The organism is Hymenobacter duratus, from assembly GCF_014698995.1.
Taxonomy (GTDB): Bacteria; Bacteroidota; Bacteroidia; order Cytophagales; family Hymenobacteraceae; genus Hymenobacter; species Hymenobacter duratus.
In genome coordinates, this window is the sequence record NZ_JACWZZ010000001.1 from 412210 (window position 1) to 435780 (window position 23571).

General features: G+C 58.9%; 17 protein-coding genes. 8 read left to right on the top strand and 9 right to left on the bottom strand.

Going from position 1 to position 23571, the window contains the following annotated elements; all coding sequences use genetic code 11:
* Positions 1-78 precede the first annotated feature (78 nt).
* The 5 genes from IC231_RS01725 to IC231_RS01745 all read right to left on the bottom strand — a co-directional run bounded on the left by IC231_RS01725 (position 79) and on the right by IC231_RS01745 (position 8509).
* Positions 79-2502, bottom strand: coding sequence for an MG2 domain-containing protein (locus tag IC231_RS01725; RefSeq protein WP_190782897.1), 2424 nt, complete (start codon positions 2500-2502; stop codon positions 79-81).
* Between the two features lie 32 nt (positions 2503-2534).
* Positions 2535-3680 carry a DUF4249 domain-containing protein gene (locus IC231_RS01730; RefSeq protein WP_190782898.1) on the bottom strand — a complete coding sequence of 382 codons (1146 nt, stop codon included), beginning with the start codon at positions 3678-3680 and terminating at the stop codon, positions 2535-2537.
* A gap of 95 nt (positions 3681-3775) precedes the next feature.
* The gene (locus IC231_RS01735; protein ID WP_190782899.1) at positions 3776-4933 is read right to left on the bottom strand and encodes a DUF4249 domain-containing protein; all 1158 of its coding nucleotides are present in this window, start codon (positions 4931-4933) and stop codon (positions 3776-3778) included.
* A gap of 3 nt (positions 4934-4936) precedes the next feature.
* Positions 4937-7711, bottom strand: coding sequence for a TonB-dependent receptor (locus IC231_RS01740; RefSeq protein WP_190782900.1), 2775 nt, complete (start codon positions 7709-7711; stop codon positions 4937-4939).
* A gap of 45 nt (positions 7712-7756) precedes the next feature.
* Positions 7757-8509 carry a hypothetical protein gene (locus IC231_RS01745; RefSeq protein WP_190782901.1) on the bottom strand — a complete coding sequence of 251 codons (753 nt, stop codon included), beginning with the start codon at positions 8507-8509 and terminating at the stop codon, positions 7757-7759.
* Positions 8510-8929: 420 nt separating this feature from the next.
* Between IC231_RS01745 and IC231_RS01750 the strand changes: the two genes are divergently transcribed.
* Positions 8930-9538, top strand: a complete 609-nt coding sequence (locus IC231_RS01750; RefSeq protein WP_190782902.1) for a 3'-5' exonuclease — start codon at positions 8930-8932, stop codon at positions 9536-9538.
* A 48-nt stretch (positions 9539-9586) separates the two neighbouring features.
* Here the strand turns inward: IC231_RS01750 and IC231_RS01755 are convergent, their stop codons facing one another.
* From IC231_RS01755 to IC231_RS01765, 3 genes are all read right to left on the bottom strand, one after another.
* Entirely contained in the window at positions 9587-10429 is an 843-nt protein-coding gene (locus IC231_RS01755; RefSeq protein WP_190782903.1) for a TPM domain-containing protein, read from the bottom strand.
* Positions 10426-10881, bottom strand: a complete 456-nt coding sequence (locus tag IC231_RS01760; protein ID WP_190782904.1) for a TPM domain-containing protein — start codon at positions 10879-10881, stop codon at positions 10426-10428. Before IC231_RS01760 ends, IC231_RS01755 begins: the two co-directional genes overlap by 4 nt.
* A gap of 92 nt (positions 10882-10973) precedes the next feature.
* Positions 10974-11552, bottom strand: coding sequence for a LemA family protein (locus IC231_RS01765; protein ID WP_185887915.1), 579 nt, complete (start codon positions 11550-11552; stop codon positions 10974-10976).
* Positions 11553-11760: 208 nt separating this feature from the next.
* On the opposite strand from IC231_RS01765, the gene IC231_RS01770 reads away from it, so the two are divergent.
* The 7 genes from IC231_RS01770 to IC231_RS01800 all read left to right on the top strand — a co-directional run bounded on the left by IC231_RS01770 (position 11761) and on the right by IC231_RS01800 (position 23268).
* The gene (locus IC231_RS01770; protein ID WP_190782905.1) at positions 11761-12762 is read left to right on the top strand and encodes a sugar phosphate nucleotidyltransferase; all 1002 of its coding nucleotides are present in this window, start codon (positions 11761-11763) and stop codon (positions 12760-12762) included.
* Between the two features lie 159 nt (positions 12763-12921).
* Positions 12922-14304, top strand: coding sequence for a hypothetical protein (locus IC231_RS01775; protein ID WP_190782906.1), 1383 nt, complete (start codon positions 12922-12924; stop codon positions 14302-14304).
* A gap of 177 nt (positions 14305-14481) precedes the next feature.
* Positions 14482-14874 (top strand): hypothetical protein, encoded by a 393-nt coding sequence (locus IC231_RS01780; protein WP_190782907.1) that lies wholly within the window; start codon positions 14482-14484, stop codon positions 14872-14874.
* Between the two features lie 116 nt (positions 14875-14990).
* The gene (locus IC231_RS01785) at positions 14991-16439 is read left to right on the top strand and encodes a hypothetical protein (RefSeq protein WP_190782908.1); all 1449 of its coding nucleotides are present in this window, start codon (positions 14991-14993) and stop codon (positions 16437-16439) included.
* Between the two features lie 150 nt (positions 16440-16589).
* Positions 16590-20054: an acetate and sugar kinases/Hsc70/actin family protein gene (locus IC231_RS01790; protein WP_190782909.1), complete on the top strand. Its 3465-nt coding sequence runs from the start codon at positions 16590-16592 to the stop codon at positions 20052-20054.
* Between the two features lie 114 nt (positions 20055-20168).
* On the top strand, positions 20169-21674 hold the full coding sequence (locus IC231_RS01795) for a hypothetical protein (RefSeq protein ID WP_190782910.1): 1506 nt from the start codon (positions 20169-20171) through the stop codon (positions 21672-21674).
* A gap of 133 nt (positions 21675-21807) precedes the next feature.
* The gene (locus IC231_RS01800; protein WP_190782911.1) at positions 21808-23268 is read left to right on the top strand and encodes a hypothetical protein; all 1461 of its coding nucleotides are present in this window, start codon (positions 21808-21810) and stop codon (positions 23266-23268) included.
* Here IC231_RS01800 and IC231_RS01805 read toward each other — a convergent pair whose 3' ends face one another.
* Positions 23269-23571: a DUF2695 domain-containing protein gene (locus IC231_RS01805; protein ID WP_190782912.1), complete on the bottom strand. Its 303-nt coding sequence runs from the start codon at positions 23569-23571 to the stop codon at positions 23269-23271.

Consider the following 23571-nt stretch of genomic DNA (forward strand, 5'->3'; position numbering starts at 1 on the left):
CAGTATAAGCGCAAAAGCCGCTACCTGATATGATTCGGGTAGCGGCTTTTGCTTATAAGTCCGGCTTACCGGTCAGTTTTACAGGGCCTGCTTTACTTCAAAAGTGAAGCTGGTGCTACCGGCCAAGCCTGTATCCGAAAGGCCTTGCACCACTACCAAGTAGCGGCCTGCCTGGTCGCCGGTATAGAACTCGAGCGTGCTGGGTGCACCAGCCGTGGTGTTGATTTCAGGGTTCCAGTAGAGCAGATTGCGCATATCGGGCAGCCGGCTTTGCTTTTCCTGGGCTGTTTCGTAGCGCGGTGCATAAAACTCGCGCTGCAGTTGCAGGCCTTCGTATTGCTGCACCAGCACCTGCGGCGCCAGCTGAAATCCTTCCAGGTCGCCTTTGTAGGTAGTGAAGCTTACAACCCCTTTGTACATAGCTGCGCCGTGGAAATAGCGGGCGTCAATGACTTCCAGCTTCTGAATCTTGAGCGGACTCATAGCCATTATCTTGTTGATATTGAACACGGGGACGCCATCCAGCAGCACCATGGGGTTGTCCGAGAATATCGTCTTGTTCAGCTTGTCGGCCACCAGAAAGTGGAAGCCGTCTTTGCGAATGCGCACGACTACGCCCGGCACATACTCGCGTAGAACTTCTTCCATCACCTTAAACCGGGTGTATTTGTCCAGCAGGTACGACTCATCGGGCTTGCCGTAAAAAGCCAGGCTGTCGGCGCGGGGAGCTACATACCGGTTGCGGTATTTGCTGTAGTATACATTCTGCACCTGCGTCTGCACGTGCCGGCGCGTGTAGTCGGGCTGGAAGTTGGTGTTGAGGGCAAAAGCAGGAACCGCCGCTGGGGCGAAGCGCGTGGAAAACGGGCTTAGGAGCGTAATGCGGCAGGTGCTGTCCTGCTGCGGGTCGGTCTGCAGCACCAAATCCTGGGTGCCATAGAAGTGGTTCATCTCAAACTGCACGATGCCGTTGTCGTCGCTGCGTGAGTTGCTCAGACGAATAATGCGGCTCGGCGACGACAAAAAGGCAATAACGCCCGTGCGGGGCTGGTCGCTGCCGGGATGTGTGAGCCGCGCCTGTACCAACGGACCTACTGGCTCCGGCAGATAAGCAAAAGGTGCAGGAGCCAAGACCTGCTCCCAGCGGAAGCGGCTCCAGCCTTGGGTCAGCATCAGATTGTCGGAGGCTTCCGCTGCTTCCGGTCCGGTTGCCGTAAGGTAATACTCCGGATTCTCAATTGTTCCGCGCAGATCAGACGTCAAACCCAGATAGTGGCTGATAGAAGCGGCTGAGCCCGAATTGAGGGAGTCCAGCCGGTAGACCGCCATGGATAGATTGGCGCTCAATGCCTGCGTCTGCTGGTCGGTGGTTGACAGCTGCAGGCTCACTTTATCCCGAACCGTGTACTGCATCTTTTCGGGGCGGGCCACAATGGTCAGGCGGCGGGTAGTCGGCTGGAAATACAGCCGCTCGCAGACCGGTTTCTGGTCGGCGGTGAACAGGGTGAAGTGCGAAATGCCTTCCAGCAGCTGCTTTCGGTCGATGGCTAGTGCTGCGTGCCCGTTCAGCAGCTGCAGCCGGCTGGCTACGGCCGTTTTCTGCCGTGAGTGTGCCAGCAGGTACACGGTTTCCGGCTGCGTGCTGGTCGCATCTACGCTTAGCAGCAGCTGGTCGGGGCCGGAAGGCTGCAGGCGCATCACGTAGCCCTGCTCATACACCTGTGGCAGCTTGCGGGTGATTGTCTGGGCTTTGTTCAGGGTAAGTACGGCCGTGTACGCTCCGGTGCCTGCTACAGCGGGCGTAAACGTGAAGCTGCCCATACCAAACCGGAGCGTTTTAAATGTGGCAACTACGGCGCCCTGCGCATTCAGCACTCTGCCTTCCGCCGCAATGCCTTTGCCGGCTCTATCCGTCACCTTGAAGCCTACTTTGCTGCTGAGGCCTTTAACCAGATTGCCGCCTTCCGGGAAAAACCGGGCATCAACCGACGCCGAATCCTTGGCGGGAGCAGCTCCCGAAACAGTGAAGGTGTTGAGTATAGTGACAGCGCTGCTGAAGTAGGTTTCCGGGCTGAAATTCTTCATCCAGCTGGTGTAGGCGCGCACCGTATAGCTGCCGGAGGCAAGAGCGCCGGGCAGCGCGAAAGAACCAGCCCCGTGCGCGTTTTTCAAGGACACTTTGCCCTGCAGCACCGGCTGGTTTTTGGCATCTAGCACTTCTACATACGCCACGCTGCTCAGTGCAAGCGGTTTGGAATAGGTGCCATCTACGGCATACACCTTAAACCACATGGTTTCACCACTCAGGTACAGAGGCCGGTCGAGGTGCAGAAACAGCTTTTCATACGGACCTTTCTGCTGGTAGCGGCTCAGCTTGCTGGCAATGCCGCCCAACGAGTCCTGCTGGGCCAAGGCGGAACCAGTGGCCAGCAGCCACAGCGCAAGCAGCAGGATCAGCCGGGGGCCAGGGACGAAAAAAGATACTGCAGTAGAGCGAGTCATCTGATAGGGTATACGCGCGAGAAACATAGAGATTATGGCCAGAAGCTGGGCTTTACTGAGGTGCCGCGCAGGCGGCAGTCCACACAGTCAAGTCCTGTGGCCAGATAGCCCTTGCCCGGAATTTCGTAGAGGGGAATATTGAGCTTGTAGTTGAAGGTGCCACGCACGTCTTCGTACTTCACCGTGTCGGGAGGGATGCAGATGTCGTAGCCAGTAGACACGCGCCAGTCGTTAGGCAGCTGGGCCCGGCGAATGAAAATACGCTTCTGCTGCACCGAGTAAGCCCCGATGTAGCCCATTGCCAGCTCCGACTCATCGGTCAGGCACCGAACATTACCGGTTATCTGGCTGGGCAGTGGGTCGAACAGGGTACCGATATTCTCCGTGTTTTTCTTGAGCATTTCCCAGTACCGATACTCATCCTGCGTCTGGGCGTATTGCCGCACCAGAATGCTGTAAGTGTGCCGCAACCGCTCGGAAGTGGCAGGGTAGGAGCGCAGAGAGTGTTTCGATATTATATCCCGGCTGAGGTTGGTCGTCTTGGCAAGGTCGATGGCCGTGGAGTTCTGGTTGCCCCAGCAGATGCGGGGGTAAGGAGTCGTGATGGGCCGAAACGTGTTATTGACGTATTCCAGCAGCGGGGTAAGCAGCGGAATGATTTCCCAGGTTTCGTCATAGTCCCAGCGGTAATACTGCGTGTTGTTCGTCTCGTCGTGGGTGTTCACCTGAATGTCTAGGCCATCGGCGCTGGTTTTCCACGTCACGCTGTCGATGGGCGGTGTATTCTTGACGGCCACATACGAAGAGGCGTATTGCTTGCCATCCTGCGTGAGGATATGCAGCCGGTATTTGCGGGCCGGATTCAGCACCAGGCTGGTGGACGTATACGTGCCGGCGGGGGCTTCCTGGAGCGGAATGCGGGGCCCGGCCTCCTGCTCGATGGCCACCGTGGCGCGGCCTTCCACGGGCGGGGCCGTGCGCGCGTCGATGGCGTAGGTGCGCGAGAGTTTGATGCTGGTCACGCCCTGGCTGTTGAGAAAGCCATCCACGACTAGGTAGTTGGGCGGCCCGCTCAGCCCGTCGGGCATGTACGGGTCGATGCAGCCGGGCAGCAGCAACAGCAGCGCTCCGCAACAGAGCAAGGCCAGCCGGAGCGGGAGAGAGAGGAAACGTATCATTCGTAAGTGAAGAACAGAAGAGAAGATATAGACCAGGTAAGTAAGTAGGCGAATTAATTGAGTGAGTGGTGCTTTGGGCGTTTGGGAAGCACTCGTTATTGCCAAAAGCTGGGCCGAACCGCAGTGCCCCGCTTGCGGCAGTCAGCACACTCGATGCTGGTGGAAGAGTAGCCACGCAGCGGCCCCATTGCAGAAAACACCGGTTCAATCGGCACGGTCGTTTTGGTCCTGAACGTAACATGTATATTCTTCAGCTCCACCGTGTCGGGCGGAAGACAATTCTCATAGCCGGTGATGTAGGGCCATTGCCTGGGCAATTCTATCCGGCTGATGAAAATCCGTTTTTCCTGCACCGAATACGCTCCGATGTAGCCCAACGCTTTTTCCTGGCTGTCATTCAGGCACTGAATATTGCCGGTGAGCTGCGAAGGCAGCGGGTCGAACAGGCCACCGATGCTTTCGGTATTCTTCCGCAGAAGCTCCCAGTACTGGTATTCTTCCTTGGTTTGGGCGTATTGCTTTACCAGAATGCTGTACTTGTGGCGCAACCGCTCAGACGTTGGCGGATACGACTGCAGCTGAAAGTTGGCTACCCGGTCCTGGCTCAGACCCACTGTTTTGGTGAGCCGAATGGCCGAGGACGAAGTGCTGCCCCAGCACAGCGTAGGATACGGCACCGCAATAAGTCGAATGTCGTCGACGTGGTACTCATACTGAGGGAAGATAACCGGCACGATTTCCCAGGTCTCGTCATAATCCCAGCGGTAGTACTGCGTGTTGTTCGCATCGTCGTGACTATTGACGTAAATCCTGAGGCCATCGGCGCTGGTTTTCCACGTCACGCTGTCGATGGGCGGCGTATTCTTAACCGGCGTGTAGTCAGAGGCGTACTCCTTGCCATCGGCCGTCAGGATGTGCAGCCGGTACCGGGAGGCACTGTTGAGTTGAAGCGGCGGCGACTTGTAGGTGCCGGCGGGCGCTTCTAGGAGCGGAATGCGCGGGCCGGCTTCCTGCTCAATGGCGACGGAAGCACGCGCTTCCACGGGTGGGGCCGTGCGCGCGTCGATGGCGTAGGTGCGCGAGAGTTTGATGCTGGTCACGCCCTGGCTGTTGAGAAAGCCATCCACGACTAGGTAGTTGGGCGGCCCGCTCAGCCCGTCGGGCATGTACGGGTCGATGCAGCCGGGCAGCAGCAACAGCAGCGCTCCGCAACAGAGCAGCGCCAGTCGGGAGAAAAAGGCGGAGGCACGCATCAGCTAGAATTTGAAATTGTAGGTGACGGTTGGTATTGGCTGGCCGAAGATGGACAGCTTGTATCCTTTGATCTGGCCGTTTTCCGACTTGAAGTAGATGGAATACGGGTTCCGGCGTCCGGTCAGGTTGTACACGCCTATGGTCCAAGAGCTGTGCGCCAGCTTTTTAACCTTGTGGCTGCCTTCAATGTTCAGGGCCAGGTCGGCGCGCAGATAGTCCGGCACGCGGTAGGCGTTGCGGTCCGAATAATACACGCGCATGGAGTTGCCGACGTAGTATTTGGCCAGCGGCAGCGTGATAGGGCGGCCGGTGCTGTAGGTGAAGTTGAGCGACGAGCTGAAGCGGCGGCTGAAACGGTAGTTGCCGATAAGCGTGAAATCGTGGGGCTTGTCGAAGTTGCTGGGGTAGTAGTTGCCGCCATTTATCTGGTCGGAAGGCGTGCCGGCATTCACCTGCACCAGCGAGCGGGAGTAGGTGTAGCTCACCCAGCCGTTAATTTTGCCAGTCAGCTTCTTCACCAGCACCTCCACGCCGTAGGCTTTGCCCCGTGCGTTTACAATGTCGGTTTCGATGTGGTGGTTCAGGATCAGCGTGGCGCCGCTCTTGTAGTCCACAAAGTCGTAGAGCGTCTTGTAGTAAGTTTCTACGGAAGCTTCAATCGTGTTCGACTTCAGGTTGCGGTAGTAGCCAATGGAGTACTGGTCGCCAACCTGGGGCCGGATGTTGTAGTCGCTGAGTTTCCAGATGTCCGTAGGGGAAACGGAGGCCGTGTTGGAAAGCTGATGAATATACTGGCGCGTGCGGTTGTAGCTGGCCTTCACCGACGAGTTGTCGGTGAGCGAATAGCGCGCCGAAACCCGGTATTCGGGGCCGTGGTAGGTAGCCAGCACTTTGCCGGACGCGTACCGCACCGTGTCGATGATGCTGTTTTCGGTGCGCGAGTCGTTGGATGCGTAGCGGTACACGTCGCTCGGCCCCAAGGCGTTGAAGAGCGAATAGCGCAGCCCCAGCGACACTGACAGGCGCTGGTTGATATCAATCCGGTCGGAGAAATACAGGGCGCTTTCCACGGCCTGCTCCTTCTGCAGCACATCCGGCGTTATCAAAGATTCGGCGCCCAGCGGCGTCAGGCTGCCCGGCGCAATGTGGTAGAGCTGCGAGCTGACCCCGAAGTCGATGGTATGCCGCGAGTTGGGGAAGTAGCTGAAGTCGGCCCGCACGCTGGTCTGGTTGATGGCGTACTGCAGGCGGGAGGCATTCACCTCGTTCTGCTCGCTCGTAATGTCGTAGCCGTAGTGGCTGTAGGCGCCAGTGAGCACCCCGTAGAACTGGTTGTTGAAATTGTGGCGCCATTTCAGGCTGGCGGTCTGGTTGAGGTAGCGGTAGGTAGTGTCGCTGGCCAGCCGGAACCGGTCGGTGCTGAGGTAGCCGGTGGCATACACCGAGTTTTTGTCGTCGATTTTGTGGCTGATGTGGGCCGTTACATCATAGAAAGCCGCGGAGCTGTTGCGGAAGCTGCTATTGTTCAGGCGGCGGAGCAGCCAGTCGGAGTAGCTGCTGCGGCCACTGATGATGAAGGCGCTACGGTCCTTCACAATCGGGCCTTCCAGCGTGAGGCGGCTGGTAAGCGGCCCGATGCCTCCCGAGCCCGAGAACTTCTTCTTGTTGCCTTCGCGCGTCGTGATTTCCAGCACCGACGATAGCCGCCCGCCATACTTGGCCGGAATGGCGCTTTTGTACAGCTCCACGGTCTGCAGAATATCGGGGTTGAAGGCGGAGAAGAAGCCGAACAAGTGCGCCGGATTGTAGATGGTCGCGTCGTTGAACAGAATCAAATTCTGGTCGGTGGCGCCGCCCCGCACGTTGAGCCCGGTGCTGCTTTCCCCCACCGACTTCACGCCCGGCAGTGTCAGCACAACCCGCAAAATATCGGTTTCGCCGAAAGCGGTAGGTACCTGCCGCATCGTCTTGATGTCGAGCTTGTCGAGGCCCATCTGCATGCCCGACACGTTTTTGTCCTTCTCGGCCTCAATGACTACTTCCTTGAGCGGCGTAATATCCTCTTCCACCTCAATTTCCAGCTTCGCGTTGCCGCGCAGAATCACTTGGCGCTTGGTGTTCTTGATGCCCAGGCCGCGAACTTTCAGGTCGTAGCGTCCGGTGGGCAGCGTGAGCGAGTAGTAGCCGAATTGGTCGGTGCTGGTGCCAATGCTCGGCGACTCGGAGTAAATCGTGGCTCCAATCACCGGCTCACCGGATTTCTGGTCGCGGATATGGCCGGCCAGCGTGACTTTGCCGCCATCGGCGCCGCCCGTGCCCAGCTCATACACTTTGTACTCGGCCGCGCTTACGTAGCGCGAGCGGCCTTCGGCCTGGGTTGTGGTCTGCTCCTCATCGGGCCGGGTAGCCATGGTGTTGTCTGAGGTGGCCTGCTGAAAAAAGCCGGGCATCAGGCCCGTATCAATGGCGGTGCCTTTCGTGATGAAAACGTGGTTATCCGCATCAATGGCAAAGCGCAGCGCGGTGTTCTGAAGTGCCTGTTGCAGTACGCTGCGTAGCGGCTGCTGCTGCACCTGCAGCGTCACAAGCAAGCTGTCTACCACGGCCGGATCGAAGTAGATGCGGCTGGCCGTCTGGGCCTCCAGCTGGCTGGCAAACTGCTCGAAAGGCACCCGCACGAAGTCGCCGGTTACCAGTTTGTCGGGTTGTTGTCCGTGGCCGGTAAGTGCACAAAGGGATAGGAATAACAGGAATGCTACTGTGTAAAGAGGTTTCATGCAGATAGGGGCAGTGGATAGTCTGGATTCTGAAAAGCAGGCCGGTTACTGCGGCAGGCTGTTGTAGTAGCGCGTCAGCGCCACCAGCGTACCTTCAAACTGGGCTTTGTTCAGCCGAAGGTTCTGGGACTTCAGGTAGGCTTGTACCTCCTTGCTTTTATCAGCAAACAGCCGCTTCACTGCCCCCGTCGATTTGATGGGATAATAGGTGTCTCCCTTCCTGGCAAACAGCCGGTCAGTCTGCACAAATTCCACATCCGTGTTCCGTTCCCGCAGCACTTCCTGCATGCGTTTCGAGCGCCGGGCAAAGAGCTGGACCCGGCCTTCCTGCAGCACCTCGTAGAAGCCGGTGCGCAGCACTCCGCCGTTTGTGCTGTCGGCTACCAGCCGCACAAACTGGTGGTTGTCGATGACGAAGCTGCGCACTTTCTCGCTGACCATCCGCAGCATGAACGGATTGGTTACCTGCTGCAGAATCAGTTGGTCGAGCACAGAGTCGTAGGACAGCAGCAGGTCCTCAAAATTGTGGTCGTTGTAGTCCGCGCTGCCCTTCAGCCGGTCCGCCGACTGGAAAAACTGATGCCCGATCCGCGCGTGGTAGAGCCGGGAATAGTCGGCATACTCGACTCCGTTATACAACTGCGGGTGCGCCGAGAAAGAGGCATCGTAGTGCTGCCGGGCGGCGGCCACCGAAGTAGCTACTTCGTCCTCAGGGGCCGACTGCGCCTGTGCCGTGGGGCTGAGAGCAAGAAGGGCCGCGGAAACAACACTAACAGAAAGAAAACCAAGCAGATGCATAGGGCTGGATAAAGCAGGAAAGCGCGCAATAACGGCAGATGGGCTGCCACATGGAGGTAGCAGATAGCAGGGAGCGGGAAAGGAGCAGGGATAATAAGTTCTCCTGCGGCCAGTTATTGGGCTAAATATAAGCACCTCACCCACATTGATGGGCTTCGGAGCCGCAAACTGCTAATAAGAGGCCGCTGGCTGACTATATAGCGTAGAGCAATTGAAGCGGAAAAAGGTTGGCTGCAGTCTGGCAGAGCTGGGCAAAAAAGCGCGGGAAACGGAATCAATCGGAAAGCGAGATACAGTCCGTGGAAAAAAGTTCAGCCGTGGCAGCAGCCCGAATCCGGGGGCTATTCGGGCTGGCCGGGCGAGCCTGCCGGCACTCAGCAGACTTCCAACCGTCGCCAACTCCGGCCGTACAGGGCAGTCATGCGCTATATCTCCCTCGACCTCGAAACCACTGGTGGCCGGCCGGCCCGGCACCAGATACTGGAGTTGGCCGCCGTGGTGGAAGATACCAGGAAGCTGCTGCCCCTGCTGGAACTGCCCGCGTTCCGGCGTGTAGTGCGCCACTCCGAATATGTGGGTACGGCCAGCGCGCTGGCGCTGAATGCCCGGCTGCTGCAGGAGCTGGCCCGTAAGGAGCCGAATCCAGAGCTGTGCACACCCGATGAGCTGCTGCCGCAATTGCGCGAATTCCTGCTGGCCCACGGCTTCCGTCCCGACAGGCACGACTGCGTTACGGTGACGATGGCCGGAAAAAACATTGCCTCTTTTGACTTGGGGTTTCTGCGCGAACTGCCCGGCTACGGCACAGTAATGCGCGCCGAACCCGCCATGCTGGATCCGGCATCCTTCTACCTCAACTGGCGCAAAGACACCCGCCTGCCAACCATGCAAACCTGCAAGGCACGCGCCGGCTTCGAGGATGATACCGTTGCCCACGAGGCATTGGCTGATGCGCTGGATGTGGTGCAGCTGCTGCGCCCGTTTTATGAGCTGCCCTCCTATAAGCAGGTTTCAGGCAGCCCGGAATAAAAAAGGCCCGGAATACATCCGGGCCTTTCACTTTCGAATAAGGTGACTTTACCAGTCGCCGGAAGCACCGCCGCCGCCGGAGCTGCCACCGCCGAAGCCGCCAAAGCCGCCACCTCCGCCGCCACCAAACCCACCGCCGCCGAAGCCACCGCCGAAAGTGCCGCGGCCGCCGCTAAAGTCGCCGAAGATGATGGGCGGAATCATACCGCCGCCGAAGCCCCGGTTGCGGCGCCCACCGGCTCCGCCACTGCCGCCGCCGCGGTTACGCAGCAGCATAAACAGAATCAGGGCCCCGATAATGAGCCAGAACTGCCAGCCCGAGCCGCTGCTGTCTTTGCTGCGCTGGCGAGGAGCGGTAGTCTGGTCGGCTTTGTATTCGCCTTTGGCCAGCGCAATCAGCTGGTCCGTAGCGCGGTCAATGCCCTGGTAATAGCGCTGCTCACGAAACGCAGGCACGATGGTATTGGAAATGATCCGCTTGGCCAGGGCGTCCGGAATAGCGCCTTCCAGGCCGTAGCCGGTCTGGATGCGGGCTTTGCGCTCCTGCTCGGCAATCAGAATGAGCACCCCGTTGTTGCTGCCTTTCTGCCCGATTCCCCAGCTTTCGTATAGCTGCTGCGCAAAGTCCGCAATGTCGTAGTCGCCCAGGCTGGGCACCGTCACCACGGCAATCTGCGAGGAAGTGGAATCGTTGTAGGCAATCAGCTTTTGCTCCAGCGCCGCCACTTCGTTGGGCTGCATCATGCCGGCCAAATCGTTGACAATGCGCGGTGGATTGGGACGCGGCGGAATCTGCTGCGCCCACGCGGCATAGTGCCCCGCCAGCAACAGCATAGCCAGCAGGAGCGGCCAAAGCCACACAGCCTGCCTCTTGGAAAGTAGCCGGATCATAAGCGCGAGGAAGTGTCGCCGCCAAACGAAATGGAGTCGTCCAACTCGTTTTTATCGGTGGCGGCATTGTAGGGGAAATAGCGCTTTAGCTGCTCGCCCACCATCCGGATACCATGTTCCAGACCAGCCGCATACTTTTCTGACCGGAACTGCAGCAGTACGGTTTCCTTGGTGGTTTCCCAAAAATCGTCGGGTACGGCCGCATTAATGCCGGCGTCGCCTATCACAGCAAACTGCCGGCTCTGCCAGGCCAGATAAAAGAGCACCCCGTTGCGTTGCGCCGTGCGGTGCATGTTCAGATCAGCAAAGACCTGGGCCGCGCGGTCCAGCGGCTCAGGGGTGGGGCAGTGATCTTCCAGATGCACCCGGATTTCGCCGGAAGTCTTGATTTCAGCCTGCCGGATGGCCTCCACCAGCGCTGCCTCCTGTTCGGAAGTAAGAGGGTTGGTCATGCTTAGTTGTCTGTTTGCAGTTGCCGGTTGTCAGGAGAAAGAACCTGTTTCAGGTACTGGCAACTGACAGCCGGCAACCGACAACCAAAAAATTAGAACTGAACGGTAGGAGCCTTTTGCGAAGCCGCATCAGCCTCGAAATAGGGCTTCTCCTTGAAGCCGAACATACCCGCGAAAATGTTGTTCGGGAACGACTTCACGAAGCCGTTGTAGTCGTTTGTGACGGTATTGAACTTGTTGCGCTCTACGTTGATGCGGTTTTCAGTGCCCTCAATCTGAGCCTGCAGCTCCTGAAAGTTGGCGTTGGCTTTCAGCTCGGGGTAGTTTTCCGATACGGCCAGCAACCGGCCCAGCCCGGCGCCTACCTGGCTTTGGGCTTCCTGGAACTGTTTGAGGTTTTCGGGCGTCAGCTGGTCGGCGTTCAGCTGCACGCTGGTGGCCTTGGCGCGGGCATTGATAACGTCAGTCAGCGTCGATTTCTCGAAGTTGGCGGCGCCTTTTACCGTGTTTACCAGGTTAGGAATCAGGTCGGAGCGGCGCTGGTAGGCGCTTTGCACATTGGCCCACTGGGCTTTTACTGACTGGTCGCGGCTAACCATGCCGTTGTAGCCGCAGGACGACTGCGAAAGCAGAATAACCAGACCGGCGAAGTAGAGCAGAAAACGTTTCATGAGTGGTAGGGAGAGGTGAAAAGTGAGCTTGGGAAAGGTGAAGTCGGGGAGGAGCAGCACGGCCGCCGCACGTAGTACGGCAGATCGGCCAACATAGCCATATGCTATTTTACTGTGGCAAAGTACGAATTAGCGCCGCAGCGGTTGTATCGGCAGCGGCTCCCGCCGCGATTCGCTATTTTGCGGACTTACGCAACGCCTGTTGTTCATGAAAGCAGTAATTCCCGTCGCTGGGATTGGGTCGCGCCTGCGCCCTCATACACATACGCAGCCCAAATCGTTGGTGCCCGTGGCCGGCAACACCATTCTAGGCCACATCATCGACCGGCTGAGTGCGGCTGGTGTCAATGAGTTTGTCTTCATTATTGGCTACCTCGGCGAAAAAATTGAGAACTACGTCCGGCGTCAGTACCCGGAGCTGCGCGCCACTTTTGTAGTGCAGGAGCCGCGCGAAGGTATTGCGCATGCGCTGTGGCTGGCCCGTGAGCAGTTCCGCTACGACAAGGAAGGCATTCTGATTCTGCTCGGCGATACTATCGTCGATATCGACCTGCCGGCTATGATGGCTATGCCAGGCAACGTGCTGGCTATAAAGGAAGTGAAAACGCCTTCCCTGTTTGGACTGGTAGAAACCGGTGCCGGGGGGCGGGTGACGAAAGTGGTGGAGAAGCCGCGCATTCCAAAGTCGAACTACGCCATGGTGGGCCTCTACAAGATTGCCAACCCCGACTGGCTGGCCTCCGCCCTGGAGCGCATTGTGGAGCAGGACCAGCGCACCCACGGCGAATTTCAGCTGACCGATGCCCTTATGCTTATGATTCAGGACGGGGCCGAAATGACCACGGCCTCGGTGGACAACTGGTTTGACTGCGGCCGTAAGGAGAGCCTGCTGGAAGCTAACGCCCGCCTGCTCAACCGCCCCGAGTTCCTGAAGCGCCGCGAGTTTCCCGAGTTTCCGGATACCATCATCATCCCGCCCGTCAGCATCGGCAAGGACTGCCAGATTTCAGGCTCCATCATCGGCCCCAACGTGGCCATCGGCGACCGGACCATCGTCAAGAATACCATCCTGACCGATTCCATCATCGGTTCCTACTCCGAGCTGCGCTCCGCCGTCATGCACGACTGTATCGTCGGTTCCGATGCCCTGTTCCGCGGCACCCGCCACAGCCTCAACATCGGCGACAACACGGAAATCGACTACAGCTAATTGTCTGTCATCCTGAGCGGAGCGAAGGATCCTGTCACGTATGAAGTAGTGCTGAACGGTTTGTTCTGGCGTGCCAGGATCCTTCGCTCCGCTCAGGACGACAGAAGGGATGACAGGCGAATGTATCCGCCGAGGGCAGATTGTCGTTACTTTAGTCCGATGCGCCACTTCTCTGCCTTTCCCCGCCTGCTGCCCGCTTTGGGCCTGATCCTGCTGCTACTGCCCGGCTGCTACTCCCGTTCCGATATGAAATCGGAGGAAGGAGCCACCGCTACCAGCAAATCGACAACCGAAACGCCTGCAACTGCGCCACCCGAAGAAGCGCCGGTAGCAGGACCAGCTGAAGATGCTTCTGACGTAGTAAGCGGCACAGCGGCACAGCCGCTGCAGGCCGTAAACGTGTTTCTGGAAGTGTCAGGCTCTATGGAGGGCTTCATGCCTAAAACCGGCGCCAGCGGCGAAAACACCAAGTTTCAGCAGCACATAGCGCAGTTGCTGTCAGAAATAAACCGCACCTCGTCGGCACGGCAAAAAACGTTTTACCGCATCAAGGAGAAGCCTTACAAAGATACGTACCAGGGTATTTCCGCAACGGTGCGAAGTGGTATTCAGCAGCCGGCTAAAAGCACCGATATTCCGTCAGTGCTGGACACGCTGATGAGCCAGTACTACCAGCCGGGCACCGTGAGCGTGCTGATTTCTGACTTCATTTACTCGCCAAAAAACGCCGGCGCAATTCCCTACATCAAAACCGATATTACCGACGCTCTGACTCGTAGCGGCAGCCACCCGGACAGAGCCGTATCGGTGTATGGGTATACCTCCGACTTCCGGGGAACCTATTATCCGGCGCTGGTAGCAGCCGGCAAGAAAACCAACTGCTGCGACACCGAAATACCATATTACATTTGGGTAGTGGGCCCCGCGGATGCCGTACGCCGCTTCGATGCCGCGTTGCTGGAGCAGCAACCATCTAAGCAGGCGCATTTCGGCGTCACGTATCCGCGCCCCGGCTACTCATTACTCAGCAAGTATCAAAACAAAGGCAGCTGGTACTACGGCGACGCCGGAGCCAGCAAGCGCAACGCTGATGCTTATCGAGTAGTAGCTGTTTCGGATGCCTCGGTTCAGCAGCCCGTAGAGTTTGTGGTCGGCATGAACCTCGGCCAGCTTCCCAGCCAGTACCGGGAAGTAGGGTATCTCAAGCAGAACCTGACGCTGCAGGGCGTAGACACGGATGCCAAGCTACTCGACGTAACGGCTGCCACCGACCAGACCAAAGCCAGCAGCGGCCCGGAGAGTAAATTCACTCATTTCGCTAAAATCCGCTTGACGAAACCGCCCAAAGCAGCTCGTCCGCTGGTGCTAAAGCTCCAGGACCAGCGCCCGGCCTGGGTAGCCCAGTGGACCACGAAAAACGACGCCACGCCTGCCTCCAAAACCTTCGCTTTAAGTAGTTTGCTTGACGGATTGGAGCCGCAAGTGGAAGGCGACAAGCGCCCTGTATTCGAGCTCCCGCTTACACTGCAACCGGGAGAATAGTGTAGCGCAAGGCGCCGGCTCTTCGTATACCCGGACGGCTACTCTGGCTTCATTGGCACGATAGTCGTTCATTAGCGTGGCAAAGCAGCAGGCACAACCTTATGCTGCGCCCAACAATTTCGTTCCACTCTCTTCGTTCCATGCTTCGCCGGTCAAGCACTGGCGCCATCCTTCTCCATGAAAGCACTCTTCCGCTCCATCTACGAACTCATCGGCGCCCCCCAACCACCCGCCGACACCCCCGTGTACCGCGACGTGATATTTCCCAACATCGGCTTGCTCAATCTGGGTATCTCGCTGGCAATGGTAGTCGTATTTTACTACCTCATCAACCGGGCTATGGGAGTGGCTACGTTCAACAAGGGGCGTCACTGGGCTATTTTTCTGGTTCTGAACGGCCTGATTGCCTTCTTGGTAACCGTGTGGCAGACCAGTGCCCAGCAGGTCACCGACCACAGCTACATCTACTGGTTGGCCACCTGGAACGCCATTTTGGGCATGTTCTGGTTTTTCCTGTTCTCCGTACTGCTCAAGCGCGGCTCTACCAACGCTAGTACGACTCCGTTTTAAATCACAGATGTTGCTGGTGTAAGGATTACACAGATTGCGGCGAGGCTTGCTTGAGTTGTCGGCTGCCTGGGTAATCAATCAGCGAAATCAATCTTAATCTGCAAAATCTGCGATTCATGGCTAAACTCTTTTTATTCGGTATTGGCGGCACGGGCTCCCGCGTGATTCGCTCGCTCACGATGTTGCTGGCGGCGGGCGTGGAACTGCCTAACTGCGACCGGGTGGTGCCCATCATCATCGACCCCGATGCCCACAACGGCGACATGAACCGCACGGTGCAGCTGCTGCAGAGCTACCAGCAGATCTACAAGCGCCTCGGTCCCCGCGAGGAAGGCTTCTTCAAGACCGATATCAGCACGCTGAGCGGCATTTCGCAGGACGTGAACGGCTCGGTGAAGGATACCTTCATCTTCGATTTCGGCGGCATCAACCAAAGTTTCCGGCAGTACCTGAGCTACGACGGCCTATCCGTTGACTCCAAGGGCCTCGTAGATTTGCTCTTCACCCAAGATAACCTGGAAAGCCCGCTGACTATCGGTTTCCGCGGCTCGCCCAATGTAGGCAGCATCGTGCTGAACAAGCTGGTGGAAAGCCCGGAAATGCGGTTTTTTGCCGATAACTTCCAGGACGGCGACCGGGTGTTCTTCGTGTCGAGCATCTTCGGCGGTACGGGCGCGGCGGGCTTCCCGCTGATGCTCAAGAACCTGAAGGACTCGAACACCCGTCTTAGCAACGCCCGCTACCTGCGCGACGCGCCCACCGGGGCCGTGACGGTGATGCCCTACTTCGCCCTCCAGAGCGAGGACAACGCCGTCATCGACTCCAACAACTTCCTCACCAAGACCAAGGCGGCGCTCAGCTACTACGAGCACAACCTGCAGGGCCTCGACGCGCTGTACTACCTCGCCGACACGCCCGATACGCCCTACGAAAACCAGCCCGGCGGCACTCAGCAGAAGAACAAGGCACACGTAATTGAGCTGCTAGCGGCCCTCAGTATTGTGGATTTCATGCGCTACTCGCCCGCCGAGCTACGCACCGGCGGCCCGCACTTCCACGAGTACGGCCTGCAGACCGACGCGCCGGAAATCCAGTTCAGCCACCTGCCCGATGAGTCGCGCGAAATCATTGCCAAGCAGCTCACGCAGTTCCTGTACTTCACGCGCTACCACAAGCAGCACCTGCCCACCGATAAAGCGCCCTACGCCGACAACCTGAAGCTGGACTACGCCATGCGCAACGAGCCCATCTTCCGGGAGCTGAACACCTTCCTGCACAGCCAGGATATGGGCGTGGACCAGTGGCTGCAGGAGCTGGCCCAGAACCGCCGCGCCTTCCGCCCCTTCGACCTGCAGACCGACGACTTCAACGCCATGATTCTGGGCAAGCCGGTGGAAAAGAAGTGGAACGACTTCTTCAACAAAGGCCTCAGCCACAACTACCTGCTCGACAACCTCAACAAAACCGAGAAGTCCATCCAGGAACCCGACAACTTCCGCAAGCTGCTGGAGCTGTTCTATGATGTGACCGATAAGGCGTTTGAGGAGAAGGTGAAGGTGGTGTAGCTGCCTCACCCCCCGGCCCCCCTCTCCTTCAGAGAGGGGGAGCCACGGCGGCGCGAATTCTCCGGTATCAATTAGTCAGAAACACAAAGAAAAATCCTCCAGAACGCACCCCCTCTCTGAAGGAGAGGGGGCCGGGGGGTGAGGCAACCAATGGCCAAAGTCCTTCGCTTACACAACAACGGCTCCCAGCAGGTACAGGGCTGGCAGAAAACCGCCCCCGTCACCAGCACCGAAATCAACACCGTGACCGACCCCGCGGGGGGCAAGTCGCGCAATTTGGCGGTGAGCATCCCGACGCCGTTTGCGCGGATGCACCTGTTTGAAACGGCCTTTGATTTCCTGGCCCGGGAGGGGCAGCGCAACCCCGGCTCGGTGTACCACGAGCTGACCACGCACTTCTGGGATTTGCTGGAGCTGCTCTATAATTACCACCTCTACACCCAGGCCGGCCGCAAAATCACGCTGCGCCGCTGGAATGCCGAGGCCGAAATCCGCCGGATGCGTCAGGACGAGGGCACGCGCCTGCTGGGCGAAACCCTGCAGCTGTACATGCAGGACGAGCGTTTCCGCGACTTCTCCGACATGTACCTAGTGTACTATGATTCGCCGGAGCTGGCGGGCGGCACGCGCCTGCTGGGCGGTACCTCGCCGCTGACCATCCTATTCACCGGCCCCGCCGTGACGCCCCTGGACCTGGAGCGGCCCCAGGCCCGCGGCCACTACTTCGACCAGCAAACTGTGCTGCTCGAAGACCGGGACCCGCAGTTTCGGGAGTTTGTGTACGAGCTGTTCCTGGCCTATCCGCAGCTGCAGCGCCGCGAGTTTGCCGGCAGCGTGTACGCCGGCCTCGACCGCTCGAAAATCAACCAGCTCCAGATGCAGGGCGACCGGAGTGCCCAGCAGTTTGCCGCCCGCTACCCGGCCTTGGCCGACGTGCAGGGCAACCTGGTGAGCGTGAAAGGCGTGCCCCTGCCCGGCCGCGCCGACCAGTCGGCCGTGACCAGTTCCGACCTGTTCATCCAGCCCACCCGCGAATCGACGACGGGCCGGCCGCGCCCGTTGGTGCTGCGCCCGAACCTGACGATGCCCGGCGCCAACTACCTCAACGGCCAGCCCTGGGACGACCGCACGCCGGTGCCTTACTACGACGAAGTGGCCCTGGAAAGCCGCGTGCTGCCCGGCAAAGGCTTCAAGTACCCGTACCTCACGGTGGGCGACCTGCTGGAAGACTCTTTGGTGGAACTGCCCTACGAGCTGAATACGCAGCGTTTCCACACTGGCAAAGTCACGTTCCAGTACGGGGCTGACGGCCAGGGCCGGGCGCGCTTCCCCTACCTGCTGCCGCTGAAACAGGCGTTTTTCGAGTACTTCACTGAAAACGAGCTGGCCGAATTGCTCACCTTCACCATCGACCTGAGCCACGTGCGCGTGCAGTTGCGGGTGCCGGTGCAAGCGGGCCGCTTCATCACCTTCGAGCGCAGCTACTACCACAATCCGCAGAACCCCAAGGATGCCCAGGGCCGCGAGATTCTGGAGAAGGGCCGCATTGTGAAAGCCGCCGTGGGCGTGGGCGTGTTCCCGTTCTACAAGGTGCGCTACCAGCCCGAGTACAACGACCTCTACAAGGTGATGCTGGTGGATGCCGACAACGCGCCCACTATGCTCAACCGCCGCTACGACCTCACGTTTTTTGTGAACGGGGAGCGAATCACGGAGCAGGGAGCCGCCCGCCGCGCCACCCGCTACGAGCGCACCCAGAAAAGCATGGCCACTGCCGGCAGCACCTACTATGAAGTCACCGGCACCCATTTCGACCTCGCCGAGCTGACCTGCCCGCCCGCCACCATCGGCGCGGAGCCGGCCCGGGGCCTGCTGGTGCCGCGCTGGCGCGAGCTGGACCGCGGCACCCGCCGCTTCACGTTTGCTGTCGACTTCGGCACCACCAATACCCACATTGCCTACGCCGATTCGCCGAGCGCCCACCCGCGCCCGCTCACCATCGGCGAGGCCGATGTGCAGGTGGAGTGGCTGCACGCGCCGGTAGCTGACCAAGGCCTTTCGGCCGCGCAACGCTACCGTACCGGGGCCGGCCAGATCTGGGACAACATTGCCACGCTGCAAAACCGGGAGTTTGTGCCCTCGTTCGTGGGCGAAGGCGGCTCGGTGTATGAGTTTCCGATTCGGACGGCCGTGTGCGAAACCACGTCGTTTGCCAATGAGCCCGCCAAGGTGCTCAGCAACATCAACATCGGCTTCAGCATCAACACCGAAAACACGGCCGAGCTGCCCCAGAACCGCTTCATCACCAACCTGAAATGGTCGGCGGAGTTGGATCCGCAGGGCGTGTCGCGCATTGAGGCATTCTTCCGGGAAATTCTGCTGCTGCTGCGTCATAAGGCGGCGCTGCACGGCGGCATTCTGGAGGATACCCGCGTGGTGTGGTTTGCGCCGCTGAGCTTCGATGGATTCCTGCGCAACCAGTTCCAGCAGGTCTGGGACGAGTCGTTCCGGCAGGTATTCAAGGCCAACCGCCCCACCATTTGCCTCACCGAATCGGTGGCGCCCTACTACTACCTCACCGCCACCAACCAGGTAGTGCCCAACCGCGACGAAAACGTGGTGAACATCGACATCGGTGGCGGTACCACCGATTTGCTGCTCTTCGCCGACCAGAAACCCGCCTACAGCACCTCGTTCCGCTTCGCCGGCGACGACCTGTGGGGCGACGGCTACGCCCGCGTGCAGGGCGCGCCCAAGCAGAACGGCTTACTGCGCCTCGGCGTGGGCCACGTAGAAAGCCTGCCCGACTCCGAGCAAAACCAGGAGTATAAAGGCTACCTGCGCGCCGCCCTCAGCAACACCGATTTCGGCTCCGCCGACGTGACCAGCCTGCTGTTCAAGTACGATGATGCCCTGCGCTTCACCCAGGCTTTGGGCCTCGGCAAGGGCCGGCAGCTGCGGGTGCTGTTCTACCTGCACTACACCAGCATCATCTACCACACGGCCCAGCTCACCAAACACCTCGGCCTGAAAACGCCGCGCTACCTCTGCTTCTCGGGCAAAGGCAGCCTCTACCTGCGCCTGCTGGCTGGCGGCAGCTCCCTGGTGGCCATTGAGAAGATTACGAAGGCCATTTTCCAGGCCGTGACGGGCGTGGAGCCGCCCCACAACTTCCGCGTCATCCTGGCCGACAATCCCAAGGAAGCCACCACCAACGGTGGCGTGCTATTCGAGGAGAAAACCACCACCGACTACGACAACATCAAGCCCGTGAAGTACAGCGGCGCAGTAGAAGGCACCGAGCTCAACCAGCAACGCCTGAAACTGAATCAGGTAGATGCCGAGCTGAAAAACACGGTGCTCGACAACGTGCGCAACTACCTCACCCTGGTGCTGGAAGGCGACGACGTAGCGCCCTACCTGCGCGAAGTAGGCGTGGACGTGGACCGTCAGCGCGTAAAAGACATCCTGCTCCGCGAAATCGAGGACAGCCTGAGCCTGGGCCTGCACCAGTTCCAGCGCCAGCTTTCCTCCGACGAAACCCTGCCCGAAACTCTGTTCTTCCTGCCGTTGAAACAGGCCTTATACAACCTGAGCCGCGAGTTGCAGGCGTAGATCAAGCAGGACAACGAGTTGTGGGTATAAAATAGTTAAGTACGTTTAGCCATTCTTGATCGAAACTGGATGCTAACACCAGCTTCGCTTCTTTCTGCTCCCTACCCAACACTTATGACTCTTTCCCGTCGCGCTGCCTCCTTGCTTTCTGGCCTGCTGCTGCTCGCAGTGAGCAGCCATGCTCAAACGCCTCTCGGCAAGCCTACGCTGGATGAGCAGAAGGTGCAGGTATGGTGTGCTACAGCCAGATTCGTGTATGAAGACACCGGCCGGCCCAACCTCAAGAACTCGCTGCAGTGTGGTAGTTCGCTGAAGGCGTTTGAGAACAGCATCAAGCCCGACAGCCAGCGTGTATACAGTGCCTTGTATCAGCCCCTGGAAGGCCGTGGCACTATGTACCAGGGGTTGGGTTCCGACCCATCGAGGCTGCAGAAGCTGACCACGGAAATTATTAATCGGTTGAAGTCGTCCCCGGCCCGCCGTGCAAACCCAGCCCGGATGCAGCGCCTAGCCACGCTGGAAACCGCGCTTAGTAACTACGTGCAGAACGGTACGCCTATCGGCGACTTAGCTGCCGCAGAATCAGCAACCTCGGATGTAACGGATACGACGACGAATCTGGATGCCGGAGCGCCGGAAGTATCAGGCGACGCCGGACTGTCGGAAGCGGGTGTAGCAGTTCCTCAGGCCGCAGCCAGCACTGGGGCAGGGGAGAGCCTGATGAATAAGTTTTTTGGGCCTCTGGCCCTGATTCTGTCTTTGCTGAGCCTGGTACTTTATGCGCTGATGCGCAAGAGCCTCGCAGGATTTCAAAAAGAGATGAGTGCCCGAATCGACCGCCGGCGGGAGGAAATTTCGGCGTTGCAAAGCGCGCCGACTACCGGCGGCAGTAAACCCGCAGACCGCCTGACTCCCGCACAATTGCGCGAAGTAGAAAGCCTTGTGCAGCAGCGCGTAGAGGAGGAAATGAAGAAGATACGTGGAAACCAAGTGAACAGAGCTTCAACTGCAGGCCATGCTGCCCGCCCGGTTTCTGCCACCAGCAGCAAGCCTGCGCCGCCAACGCCGCCTGTCAATCGGCCGGCGCCGGTTGCTGCACCTGTCCAGCAGCCACCTGCTCCGGCTGAGCCTGTTGCACCAGCCGCTACGGCCTATTCGGCCCCGGAGCCACCGACGGAAGTACCCGTAGCGCCGCCAGTGCCTGCTAGCCCACCCACCGCGTCACTACACGAGGACTTCAATAATCTGGTGCCGCCGGTGCAACTTCCGGCTCCCGAGCCATACGTTACGCCAACGCCCATGAATCATGCGCGCTACGTGAAAGTTCCTGTCAACGGAGCCTTCAACGAGTACGACCTGACGGATGAGCCCCAACACGACAGCATCTACGAAATTCGGTTGAACCCGCAGCAGCCGGAAACCGCTACGTTCCGCGTGACGTCAAACTCTGCAGTGTATGCTTATGCTATTCAGAGTGCCCAGTACTCGTTGCGGGAAGCCTGCGTATATCAGCAGCCAACCGGACCGGTTTCGCGCATCGTGAACGAGAAAGACGGAGTGCTGCGCAAAGTGGCCGGCAACTGGCAAATTGAGCAAAAGGCCGCTATTCGGTTTGAATAGATTAAAATCGGTCATCCTGACGAAGGAAGGACCTTAGCGCGTTGAAGCGGTTCGTACTAACGACTCGCTTTGGCATGCTAAGGTCCTTCCTTCGTCAGGATGACCGACGGAGAATGGCGTTATTTACAATTCTATGCTTGAAATCATTCTTGAATTCGCTGTTGTAGCCGTGGTAGTGGGCTTGCAGATTCGCACGTTTCTGCTGACTCGTGCAAATGCCCAGCGGCTGGCAACGCTCTATCCGCCCAAGGAAAGTCTGCGCGTGGAGCACCGGATTGTGCTGCCCGATGGCCGCGACCTGCCAGACTATGCCGCCGACGCCCCGCCAGAATCCTTTGCCTCCAACCTCATCAAGTCCGAAAACGCCTCACCCGAGTTCCAGGAAATTCTGCTCGATACCAACGACTACCTGCGCCACAACAAGGGGGCGGCGGCCGATTTTGGCATTTTGAAAGACATATCGGAACGCCAGAGCCAGGTGCTCGACAACTCGGTGCAGGCCAGCGTGGCCACGCCGCTGTATCTGGGGCTGCTGGGCACGTTTCTGGGCGTGATTCTGGGCCTCGTGGGCATTGCCCGCAACGGCGTATCCGACGAAAATGCCCTGACGCCCTTCCTCACTGGCGTGCTCATCGCCATGACCGGTTCCTTCGTGGGGCTCCTGCTCACGCTGCTCGGCAACGGCGTGCTGCGCCAGGCCCGCGAGCAACTCGATAGGCTCCAGAACCAGTATTATACCTTCCTGCAGGCCCGGTTGCTGCCGGTGCTGCACGCCGATATGGCCAGCTCGCTCACCAACCTCAAGTCGGTGCTCGATGCCTTCAACCAGCAGTTTGTGGGCCAGGTGGAGCTGTTCAACCCGCTCATGGAGAAGGTGACGCAGAACATCCGGGTGCAGAGCGACTTCCTGGAGCGCCTCGACACCATCGGCTACGACAAGATGGCGGCGGCCAACATCATGGTGTTTGAGAAGGTGCGCGAGTCGGCGGAGATGTTCAGCGCCTTCACCGGCTACCAGCAGCGCCTAAACGAAATGCTGCAGAACGGCTACCACTCGGCCGAGGCCGTGAACGGTATTCTGGATCGTCTGCGGGGCTTCGAGAAAGGTATCAACGACCTAGGCCAGTACATCGGGGGCAATAACAACTCGGTGCAGCTGATGCTGGATTTCTTCCAGAAGCATCAGGTGGAGCTGCGCAACCTCAAGGACCGCGCCGAGCAGCACATCGACCAGGCCGGCGTCGGCCTCGCCGACGTGATGGACAAGCGCCTGGCCTACAATGAGCGGCAGGCCCAGCTGGCCTACGAGAAGTGGCAGCAGTATTTCGAGAAACTCAACGCCGACAACGTCTTCGAGAAGCTGCTGAAACAGATGGAGCCTTTCCAGAACCTCAACGTGCAGCAAGCTGACCTCAGCCGCGACGTAACCGCCACCCAGCGCGAGCTGCTGCGCAAAGTGGAAGTCGATTCCCAGATTCAGGCCAAACTCTTGCTGGAGCTTTCCAACCTAAATACCGTGCTGGTAAAGGCCACGTCCAAGAACCGTTTTCAGCGGTTTATGGACAAGCTGTTTGGGGGCGTGAAGCCGCAGTAGCTACAATAGCTTTTCGAACTTCTCTTCCACGTTAGCCAACACTTCACAGTCGCAATGACCACCATGCGTTGCTAGCCATGTAGAGGTTTCTGAAACTGGCAAGTTGCGAGACTTCAAGAAAAGCTGCGTAAGTCGGAGTGTATCATCGCACTCTTCTTCGCCTAATTGCTCGTCCAGATAATCGAATAGATCTTTAAGATAGACTAGCGAAATAGGCGTAGAAGCCAGCAGCTCCTGCTGTTGCTTTTGCTTGACACCTGCTAACAAGGCGTTACGCTTCTGCTTTTCGTCTTTGCTGCTCAT